The following is a 10103-nucleotide window of genomic DNA, read 5'->3' as shown; positions in this document are numbered from 1 at the left end:
GTTTAATGCAATAAACATTTCTTTGTGTGTTTTTGTCGTCTCTGGTTACAAAATATACGTACGAAAACGTTTTCGTTGCTTTAAACTTGATCTGAACCAGTGAATTTTCAATTTTTTTCAAAATTATCGAAACAAAAGTTGAGTTATTCAAAAAAAATTGAATAATGTAATCAAAAGCTATAAATCAGAAGAAAATGCTGCTCCACACTTTTTCTTCTGGATAGGTCAACAGACCGGATAGACGTGTAACGGAACTTATTGTTCTTGAGCCCAATTTAATCTGATGAGATAACCCATGAGCAACTCTCTAGTACTTGTAATCAACTCTGGCAGTTCTTCACTTAAGTTTGCCCTTATCGACACTGTAAGCGGTGAAGCGACCCTGAGCGGCCTTGGCGAATGTTTTGGCCTGCCTGAAGCAGTAGTCAGCTGGAAAATCGATGGTGAGAAGCACGAGCACATGCTTGATGCTGAAGGCAACCACCACCAGCAAGCCGTTGATCGCATTGTTGCCCTGCTTGAAGAGCTAGGCATGAAGCAAGACATCGTTGCTATCGGTCACCGTGTTGTACACGGCGGTGAGAAATTCACTAAGACGGTTAAGATTGACGAGGCTGTACTGGAAGAGATCGACAACCTGAGCGATCTGGCTCCTCTTCACAACCCTGCTCACGTAATCGGTATGCGCGCTGCAATGAAGGCGTTCCCAAGCCTGTCTCAATACGCGGTATTCGATACAGCTTTCCACCAGACTATGCCAGCTAAAGCGTACACTGGTGCTATCTCTCAGAAGCTATACAACGACTACGGTATCCGCCGTTACGGTTTCCACGGCACTAGCCACTACTACGTGAGCCGTGAAGCCGCGAAGGTGGTTAACAAGCCAGTTGAAGAGAGCAACTTCATTTCTGTTCACCTAGGCAACGGCGCATCAGTATGTGCGATTAAGAACGGTAAGTCTGTTGACACCAGCATGGGCTTCACTCCACTTGCAGGTCTAATGATGGGTACTCGCTGTGGTGACCTTGACCCAAGTATCATTGAGTTCCTGCTGAAGAAAGGTTGGTCTCAGGAAGAAGTTTTCGACGAGCTTAACAAGAAGTCTGGTCTTCTAGGTGTATCTGGCCTAACTAGCGACTGTCGCGGCATCATCGAAGCGATGGAAAACGGTCACGAAGGCGCAACACTGGCATTTGAACTGTTCTGCTACCGTGTTGCTAAGTACATCGGTTCTTACATGGTTGCACTAGATGAGCTAGACGCGATCATCTTCACTGCGGGTATCGGTGAGAACTCTCAGCCAATCCGTAGCAAGATCCTTGAGAACTTGAAGATTTTCGGTTACCGCGAAGACGAAGAAGGTAACGCTGCAGCTCGCTTTGGCAACGCGGGTATTATCACCAAGCCAAACACGCCAGTTGCAATGGTTATCCCAACAAACGAAGAGTGGGTAATCGCCAAAGAGTCAATGGAACTGCTACACGCTTAATTGCCAGTTCAATAAAGACACTATAGAAACCGCCAGCAGAGATGCTGGCGGTTTTTTTATAGCTAGAACTCATCACCATCCGGGAAGCTTATATCGATATCGGCGAAACAGATGAGGGCCGACGCTTTTTTACGATAGCCGCCCTGATATGGTCGTAAATAAAGTTGAACACGAAGGCATAGAGAGTAATAAATACCGTCACGCCAATATCCATGATCAGCGCTTGGTAAAGGCTCACCCCCAAGATCAAAGCCATGACAGGGATGGTCAGCACAAGCAGGCCAAGTTCGAACAAAATGACATGGAACACCCGCATCGCTACAGTGCGTTGGGTTTTGTCCCCTGGAAAAAACTTGTCGAATATCCAGTTGAAGACAAAGTTCCAGGCCATGGCAATGGTCGCAATGATTATCATGGCTCCTGATAGTGCCCCTACTTCGTGGTCAGTAAAGGTCATCAGCAATACAATCGACAACGATACCGCCAACACTTCGAACAACACGGCGTGGAACACCCGCTCAATAGCACCCATTTATCTATCTCCTCTTGTTTCATGGGCTACAAAAGAGCGGGCATTTTGGCAGCTTGAAACCTAACAGCAAGATAGTGCTCATCACACATCGTGATAGCTTGTCTGCGCTATTGCTCTAAGCTTTCGTTTGGGGTTTACAGAGTAGCTCTGTAAATGCCTGAACCGCCGAAGACAGACTGCCGGGCTTGGCCTTGGTAATTAGGTAGAACTGGCTCTCTAGTTTCCATTTATCTGGCTGTAGGGCGATTAGGTGCCGGCAGGCGTGGTTTTGTTCAATTAGGTGCGTTGGTAGGAAACTGAGGTGGCTGCCAGCTAGCGTGAGCATCAAGCCTGATTCGACATGCCAACCGCTATAGAGTTTGGCTCCGGGGTGTTGTTCTATTTCAAGCAGGCGTTTCATGGACTCGGCTGCGTAGCCCCCCATATTGATCCGGCAGCCTGAAAGCGCATAGTCATTGGCGATAATAGCCTCTGCCAAATCTTGCCGGGCATATAAGTGGCTTTGCTCGACAAACAGCGGGGTAGCAAAGTCAAAGGCTGCGAGTTGGTGTTCACCCAGTACGCAGATCATCATGTCCAGCTGGCCGCTTGAGAGCTTTTCGTTGAGCTGGGTAAAGTCGCCGACATCCAAGGTCACCTCGACATCGTCACTGAGTTGGTAGAACTGCTCAATAGCCCCGAGCAACGGGTTGTGGGTTAGGGTCGCAGTATTATCCAAGCAGCCAACTCGCACATGGCCCGATAACCTTGACTGTACCCCTTTGAGTTTGAAGGCATATTCAGTCAGCATTGCGCTGATTTCATTTGCATAATTATACACTGACCTTCCTTCGTCAGTCAGCTCGAAGCCGCTCCTTCCCCGCTTGCACAGGCTGACCCCCAAGCTTTTTTCCAATGTGATAAGCTGGTTGCTCAGCACGGGTTGGCTCAGTCCTGTGCTATGGGTAGCGTTGCTGATCCCGCCCTGCTCAACGATTTCGCGGAATAACTCAAGGCGGCGTAGGTCTCTTTTATCCAGTGTTGGGGCTTGGATGGCCATGGCAATTTTCCATAGGTTTTTTCGAATGTTTGGATTCAATAATATGTATTTATTCGAATGTAACAAGCTGCTAACTTTTTTTTATGTGATATTTAGGGATAAAAATGCAGGGTGGCTGAATGACCGAGAAAGGAAAGGCTTCAAAAATAAACGACTTCGAACTGGAGCCGGTACCGCAACAGGCAAAGCGAAGCTGGGTAGTGATCAGCTTGATTTGGCTAGCGATTGGGATTGATATCTCGGGGTTGTTCCTCGGGGCTTTCCTCAGCAGCGGCCTGCCGATTGATCAGGCCCTGACCGCCACATTTGCCGGTTCGGCGCTGTTGGCGGTACTCGCTATGCTGTGTGCCAACATCGGTTTTCAGGCGGGGGTATCTACCCCTCTAGTCAGCAGCGCAGTGTTTGGCCGCTTAGGTGGAAAAACCATGGGTGCCATCACCGGGATCTCCCTGGTGGGGTGGTTTGCCTTCCAGGCTGATTTCTTTGCCTTGATTATGGTAGATGCCCTCGCGAAATATGATGTTGTGGTTTCCCACGGGACTGCCCTGGTGGGTGGCGGCCTGTTGATGATGGTGACTGCCATTTATGGTGTACGGGCTCTGGGTAAGCTCAGTACCTATTCTGTCCCTCTGATGGTGACGTTGATTACGATTGGTTTGTATATGGCCTCTGGTGCCACGTCGTCCTCAACCAAAATCATTGAGTCACCATTGTCGATGGGTGAAGCGATTTCTTTTGTGATGTCTATCTGGATCCTTGCGGCGGTCGCTGCACCGGATATTGCCCGTTATGCCAAGACCCGCAAAGACGCCATTCTCGGCGCTGGGTTCGGTTTCTTGTTTGGTAACAGTGCCATCATTGTCGTTGCGCTGCTGCTAACCCAGATGACCGGTACCGATAACCTTGTTGATGTTTTCTTCTCGCTAGGTCTAGGACTGGCAGCGATTATCGTATTGGTGTTTGCCCAGTGGACGACTAACAGTAGCAACCTTTGCTCCGGCGCACTGGGTATGTCGGTAACGCTGCCGTCAGTACCGCGTCCGCTGCTTGTGGTGCTGATGACCATTGTCGGCCTGGCGATTGCCCAGTTTGGCATGGTGGATATGTTCACGGCATTCCTGACCCTGCTGGGTGTGACTATCGCCCCGTCAGCCGGTGTCTATCTGGCGCAATACTACCTGATTGACAAAGAAGCCCTGACTTTCGAGAGGATCTCCAATGCCCCTGACTGGATGTTCAAGGGCCTGGCTGCGTGGGCCTTCGGTAGTGTGATCAGTGCCTGTACGGCAGGTGAGTTTTTCGGATTGTTCACGCTAACCAGTATTTCGGCCATTGACGGCATCCTTGCCTCGCTGGTGGCTTACATGGCGCTCGTAAAGTTGTCAGTCGTTGAAAAGGAGACAGCGCGTGATTATCAATGAACAAATGATCGATGATATTGCCCTTGGCGCAACAGTGTTGGGCACGGGGGGCGGGGGTGACCCATACAGTGGTGCCCTGATGGCCAAAGTCGCCATTGCCAATGCCACCAAACCGGTTGAGATCATTGCTCTCGATGATGTTGAAGACGGCTGGATGACAGTGCCTTCATCGATGATTGGCGCGCCGACGGTAGCGATTGAGAAAATTAACTCAAAGGATCAGATGTTGGTGGCGTTCGAGGCCATGGAACAAGCTGTGGGGTGCGACATTGAAGCGACCTATCCGATCGAGGTCGGTGGTTTTAATTCTCTTATCCCTATTTTGGTTGCGGCGCAGAAAGGTATTCCGGTGATTGACTGTGATGCCATGGGAAGGGCATTCCCTGAATCGCAGATGGTGACGTTTTATCTCGATGGGTTGCCATCGGCTCCCAATACTCTGGCTGATGAGAAAGGCAATGTCGTGACCTTGCACCCGCTTGATGGGGTATGGTCAGAGCGATTTGCCCGTCCGATCACCGAGCAAATGGGCGGTTCGGCAGCGATGTGCGATTACCCGATGCGCGGAGAATCGCTCAAACGCAGCGCCCTGCCGGCAACCCTGACCAAAGCGATGAAGATAGGTCAGGCAATCCGTAAAGCGAACGATGAAGGCAATAGTGGCGTGGCGGCAGTGCTGGATATCGTCGGGGGCCACAAAATTATCAGCGGTAAAATTGTTGATATTGAAAGGAACACCAGCGGCGGCTTTGTCAAAGGCGGAGTAACGATTGAACGGCTCAAACATGCCGGCCCAGAGTCAACAGTGAATAGTGTGTACGTCCACTTCCAGAACGAGCTGCTGCTTGCCCATGAAGGGGCAAAAGCCGGTGATTTAGCCGAGGATAACCTATTGGCAGTGACGCCGGATCTGATCTCGATTTTGGATCACGAAACCGGCCACCCTATTACTACCGAGCAGCTGCGCTACGGCCAGCGGGTGGATCTTATTGCCTACCCTTGTGATGAAAAGTGGCGGACCGACAAAGGTATCGAAGTGGCGGGGCCGGCTTATTTCGGTTACCCAGCCCAGTATTGTCCGGTGGAATTATTGAAGCCGTTAACCCCAACGGCCCAAGCGAAATAGGAGTACGTGATATGGAAGAGAAACAGTTTCGCTTAGGCCAATTTCGTCTAGGGATTGATGTGGGCGGTACCAACACCGACGGGGTGTTGTTGGATGCCGCGCTCAACTGTGTTGCCAAGGTCAAAGTGGCGACCACTGCCGATATTGCCTCGGGGATTGAGGGGGCTATCTCTGCATTGTTGCAGCAGGCAAATATCACCGGCGATCAGGTTCAGCATGCCATGCTGGGTACGACCCAGTGCACCAATGCGATTGTCGAGCGCAAGGGGTTGGACAGGGTGGGGATGATCCGCCTTTCACTGCCAAGTGGCAGCAGTGTGCCACCGCTTTGTGGTTGGAGCCGAGAGTGGCAGGATTTGCTGGGAGGTCATTTTTACGAGGCGCATGGTGGTTATGAATACGACGGCCAGCTTATTGCCGAGATCCAACAAGCCGAAATCCGCCAGTTATGCCAGCAAATGCGCGGCAAGGTTGATTCGGTAGCGATTTGTGGGGTGTTCTCGCCGGTAAACAACCAGCAGGAGCTGCAGGTTGCGCAATGGCTGCGTGAAGAGTTGCCGGGCGTTGGGCTTTCCCTATCGCATAAAATCGGTAGCCTTGGCATGCTCGAGCGTGAGAATGCCACCATCCTCAATGCTGCCTTGCAGGGCACAGCCAAACGCTTTGTCGAAGGTTTCTGCCATGCACTCGAGACGCACCGCATCAATGTGACACCATATTTCGGCCAAAATGACGGCACCCTGATGTCGCAGGAGTTTGCCCTCAAATATCCGATATTGACTGTTGCATGCGGGCCGACCAACTCAATCCGTGGTGCCAGTCACCTGACTAAATTGGCCGACGCAATTGTGGTCGATGTCGGCGGCACTACGTCAGATATTGGCGCGCTGACCTACGGCTACCCGCGTGAGTCGAGTGCTGCGGTGGAGCTTGGCGAGGTCCGCACTAACTTCCGAATGCCGGATATTCTGGCTATCGGCATTGGCGGCGGTACGGTGGTCAAAGGGGTTGAAGGCGGAGTTGATGGCAGCATTCAAGCTAGTGATGCCCGTTCGCTGGAGCTAGGCCCGGAAAGTGTCGGCCACCAGTTGACCCAGAAGGCACGCAGCTTTGGTGGCGATACCCTGACTTTGACCGATATTGCGCTTGAAATGGGTGCCATGGCATGGACAGGCGAACCGCAGGCACAGCCCCTTGGCATTGACATGATCACTGCCGATCTGGTTTACCAACAAATGGTAGAGCGGGTAGAGGAGGGTATCGATAAGATGAAAACCTCGGCCGCCAAAGTACCGGTGATACTGGTAGGCGGCGGCAGTGCCTTGCTACCCGATACCTTTAGTGGAGTGAGTGAAGTTGTCCGTCCCGAACATTTCGAAGTCGCCAATGCTATCGGGGTAGCGCTTGGTGAGATTTCCGGTCAGCTGGATAAAATCGTTGAGGTCGCCCCTGATCAACGCCAGGCAATACTGAAGGCTCTGGAACAAGAAGCAGAGCAGATGGCAGTCGAGGCCGGCGCTTGCCCTGATAGCGTACAGGTGATCGAGCGCCATGAAATTCCTCTCAGTTACCTGCAGGGCAACCGGGTCCATGTGAAGATCAAAGCGGCGGGAAAAATCGCCTAGCCATTATCGATCCAGCTTAATCGAAAACCTATTGCAGCAAGCAATAGCCCACAGTAAGAAACGAAGGAGCCCAGGGCGAGGTATCGCCCCGGGCTTTGTGTTTCCTACCGTTGGAGTATCAAGAGTCCCCGTTATTGGTCAAGCAACCTCAGCGCCTTATCCAGCAACTGTTTGGCTTGTTGGATATGCTCTTTGCCTTTTTGTTGCGCAGTCGTGCTTTCTCGCTCGATGAGAGTGACATCGATATGTGTTATGTCTACTTGATCTGCAGAGGCAGTAAGTAGTTTGTTGACTGCCGTTTGGCCGAGTAATTTGAAATCCTGCTTGATGGTGGTCAGTGGCGGGGTGAAAAATGCACTGTCCTCGGTGCCGTCAAAGCCAATCACCGATACGCTGCCTGGCATGTCGATACCCATCTCATTGAGGGCGCGCAGTGCCCCAAGGGCCATCTGGTCATTGGCGACCAGCACACAGTCGAAGTGGCGGTTTTGCACAATTGCCTGGCGCATGGTTTGGTAGCCGCTCGAGGCAGACCAGTCCCCTTCGAATTGGGCGACAATACCTAGCTGGTGGCTGGCAAATACATCCTGCCAAATTTGGGTCCTTTGCTGGGAAGCATAGGAGGCATTGGGGCCGGTCAGTAAAACAGGCTGGGTCCGTCCATACTCGAGAAGCAGTTCGGCGCCTTGCCTTGCACCGTTGCTGTTGGCACTGCACACCGCATTTACCTGGGTGCCGTCCGGCACATCAATAAATAGCAGTTTTACCTTGGTATATTTTTGCACCAGTTCGCCAGCAAGCTCACTGGATACCGGTGCGTTGATAATTATCGATTCGACCTGTTGGGCGATCAGTTCCCTGACAGCACTTTCAATGTCTTGATCATCAAGCTTGTCCACTGCCGAGATGGCCAGGGTATAGCCAGCGTCATGGGCCTGCAGGCGAACCCCATTGGCTATCATCGCCGCACCATGAAATGCCATATCCAGAGTGATTAAGCCAATGATTTTATTCTGGACTTTTAGTGCCTGCGCCGCTTTGTTTGGGATATAACCGAGCTCTTCAATCGCCGCCAGCACCCTCTCCCTGGTTTTGCTCGAGACATTTTCCGCTCCGTTGGTTACCCGCGATACCGTTTGGGTAGAGACACCGGCCAAACGGGCGACATCTTTGAAAGTTGCAGTCATTGCTTGCCATCCATTTTGAACATCTAAGCATTCTATCATGAACAAGGGTAAAGGCATTTTTGATGCTTTGTGTTTTCGAAAACATTTAGTGATGTGTCTCACGTAACTCAAGCTTCAAAAGGATCTTTGATCACATTTTCATCGGTTTTGGCTTTTTAAGTGGGGTGTTGGTGATCTAGTTTGTTTTCAAATGTTATCGAAAACAATTTTTGAGAGACTATGACAAAGCTACTTCACTTGCAGAGCCAGAACCTGAGTTTGGTGTTTAAGTTGGGGCGTATTCCGGAAATTATCCACTGGGGTAACAAGGTATCCGCCATTGATGAAGATCTGTTTTTGGCCACTGAACGCCCAGTGAGCCAAGCGCGGCTTGATGTGGATGTGCCGCTCAGTGTCTGTCCGGAGCTTGGCGCGGGGCACTTCAATGCACCTGGCTTGGAAGGTAACCGCCAAGGTTATGATTTTGCACCAGTATTTACGATGGAAAACTACCTTCACCAAGGCCAGAGCGTGGTGTTCGAACTGGTTGATGACGTGGCATTGCTACAATTGGATGTGGAGTTTGAACTGGATGCCAGCAGTGATGTATTGCGCCAGAAGCTCACCATCAAAAACCTCGGCGATGAAGCCTACTCGCTGGACAAATTGGCATGCACCCTGCCGGTCCCTTATCACGCCAATGAGTTGATGACTTTCCATGGTCGATGGTGCCAGGAGTTCCAGACCCATCGCGTTGCGTTCGAACATGGTGGTTTTGTCCAGGAAAACCGCCGCGGTCGTACCTCGCATGAGAACTTCCCGGGCTTGTTTGCCGGTGCCAAAGGGTTCACCGAGCAATCCGGCCAGGTGTGGGGTTTCCATTTTGCCTGGAGTGGTAACCATCGTATGCGGGCAGACGTTCGCAGTGATGGTCGCCGCTTCGTCCAAGCGAGTGAGTTGCTGTTCTCCGGTGAGGTGGCGTTGGCTCCACATCAAAGCTACTCCACCCCAGAGCTCTTTGCGACATACAGCAATGCCGGTTTGAATGGGATCTCCGAGCGTTTCCACCGTTATGTTCGCGAAAACATTCTGGCGTTCACCCCAGATCAGCCCCGCCCGGTACACCTCAATACCTGGGAAGGGATCTACTTCGACCACGATCCTGATTACATCATGAATATGGCCAGTGAAGCGGCCCGGATGGGCGTCGAGCGCTTCATTATCGACGATGGCTGGTTTGTCGGTCGTGATGGCGAAAAGGCGGCATTGGGTGATTGGTACCTCGATGAAACCAAGTACCCGAATGGTTTGGAGCCGGTGATCCAGCATGTGATTGATAACGGCATGGAGTTCGGCCTGTGGGTTGAACCTGAAATGGTCAGTATGGACTCGCACCTCTACCGCACCCATCCTGACTGGGTGTTGGGCATCGAGGGTTACCAGCAGCCGTCTGGCCGTTGGCAGTATGTACTCGACCTGCAAAACCAGGACTGCTTCGATTACCTGTTCAGCCGTTTGGATGATTTGCTGAGCCGCTACCAGATCAGCTACCTCAAGTGGGACATGAACCGCGAGTTGGTCCAGCCAGCGCATAATGGTAAACCGGCAGTGAAAGGGCAAACTCTGGCTTTCTACGCTCTGCTTGATGCATTAAGAGCCAAGCACCCAGAAGTCGAGATTGAATCCTGCTCGAGCGGCGGTGGTC

8 protein-coding genes are annotated in these 10103 nt (G+C 51.6%); 5 read left to right on the top strand and 3 right to left on the bottom strand.

Features of this window, described 5'->3' with window-relative positions:
- The first annotated feature begins 295 nt into the window (after positions 1-295).
- On the top strand, positions 296-1489 hold the full coding sequence (locus BIZ37_RS27655) for an acetate/propionate family kinase (RefSeq protein ID WP_187464270.1): 1194 nt from the start codon (positions 296-298) through the stop codon (positions 1487-1489).
- Between the two features lie 88 nt (positions 1490-1577).
- Here BIZ37_RS27655 and BIZ37_RS27650 read toward each other — a convergent pair whose 3' ends face one another.
- Both BIZ37_RS27650 and BIZ37_RS27645 read right to left on the bottom strand, forming a co-directional pair.
- Positions 1578-2021 carry a PACE efflux transporter gene (locus BIZ37_RS27650; RefSeq protein ID WP_187464269.1) on the bottom strand — a complete coding sequence of 148 codons (444 nt, stop codon included), beginning with the start codon at positions 2019-2021 and terminating at the stop codon, positions 1578-1580.
- A gap of 115 nt (positions 2022-2136) precedes the next feature.
- On the bottom strand, positions 2137-3060 hold the full coding sequence (locus BIZ37_RS27645) for a LysR family transcriptional regulator (protein ID WP_187464268.1): 924 nt from the start codon (positions 3058-3060) through the stop codon (positions 2137-2139).
- Between the two features lie 119 nt (positions 3061-3179).
- Between BIZ37_RS27645 and BIZ37_RS27640 the strand changes: the two genes are divergently transcribed.
- Genes BIZ37_RS27640 through BIZ37_RS27630 form a run of 3 tightly spaced genes read left to right on the top strand, consistent with a single transcriptional unit; the run spans position 3180 to position 7232 of the window.
- Entirely contained in the window at positions 3180-4481 is a 1302-nt protein-coding gene (locus tag BIZ37_RS27640; protein ID WP_187464267.1) for a cytosine permease, read from the top strand.
- Positions 4468-5607, top strand: a complete 1140-nt coding sequence (locus tag BIZ37_RS27635; protein ID WP_187464266.1) for a DUF917 domain-containing protein — start codon at positions 4468-4470, stop codon at positions 5605-5607. Before BIZ37_RS27640 ends, BIZ37_RS27635 begins: the two co-directional genes overlap by 14 nt.
- Positions 5608-5618: 11 nt before the next feature.
- On the top strand, positions 5619-7232 hold the full coding sequence (locus tag BIZ37_RS27630; RefSeq protein WP_187464265.1) for a hydantoinase/oxoprolinase N-terminal domain-containing protein: 1614 nt from the start codon (positions 5619-5621) through the stop codon (positions 7230-7232).
- Positions 7233-7363: 131 nt separating this feature from the next.
- Here the strand turns inward: BIZ37_RS27630 and BIZ37_RS27625 are convergent, their stop codons facing one another.
- Complete coding sequence (locus BIZ37_RS27625; protein ID WP_187464264.1) at positions 7364-8419, bottom strand: LacI family DNA-binding transcriptional regulator; 1056 nt, start codon at positions 8417-8419, stop codon at positions 7364-7366.
- A gap of 219 nt (positions 8420-8638) precedes the next feature.
- Here BIZ37_RS27625 and BIZ37_RS27620 point away from each other — a divergent pair.
- Positions 8639-10103 (top strand): alpha-galactosidase (locus BIZ37_RS27620; RefSeq protein WP_187464263.1); only part of this gene is annotated, 1465 nt, incomplete at its 3' end.

The organism is Photobacterium sp. BZF1, from assembly GCF_014349205.1.
GTDB lineage: Bacteria > Pseudomonadota > Gammaproteobacteria > Enterobacterales > Vibrionaceae > Photobacterium.
This window is presented reverse-complemented; position numbering and strand designations above follow the sequence as displayed.

What these genes read in the sequence shown, in the direction of transcription:
- BIZ37_RS27655 (WP_187464270.1), top strand. Translation starts at nt 296, where the DNA reads ATGAGCAACTCTCTAGTACTTGTAATCAACTCTGGCAGTTCTTCACTT.
- BIZ37_RS27650 (WP_187464269.1), bottom strand. Translation starts at nt 2,021, where the DNA reads ATGGGTGCTATTGAGCGGGTGTTCCACGCCGTGTTGTTCGAAGTGTTG.
- BIZ37_RS27645 (WP_187464268.1), bottom strand. Translation starts at nt 3,060, where the DNA reads ATGGCCATCCAAGCCCCAACACTGGATAAAAGAGACCTACGCCGCCTT.
- BIZ37_RS27640 (WP_187464267.1), top strand. Translation starts at nt 3,180, where the DNA reads ATGACCGAGAAAGGAAAGGCTTCAAAAATAAACGACTTCGAACTGGAG.
- BIZ37_RS27630 (WP_187464265.1), top strand. Translation starts at nt 5,619, where the DNA reads ATGGAAGAGAAACAGTTTCGCTTAGGCCAATTTCGTCTAGGGATTGAT.
- BIZ37_RS27625 (WP_187464264.1), bottom strand. Translation starts at nt 8,419, where the DNA reads ATGACTGCAACTTTCAAAGATGTCGCCCGTTTGGCCGGTGTCTCTACC.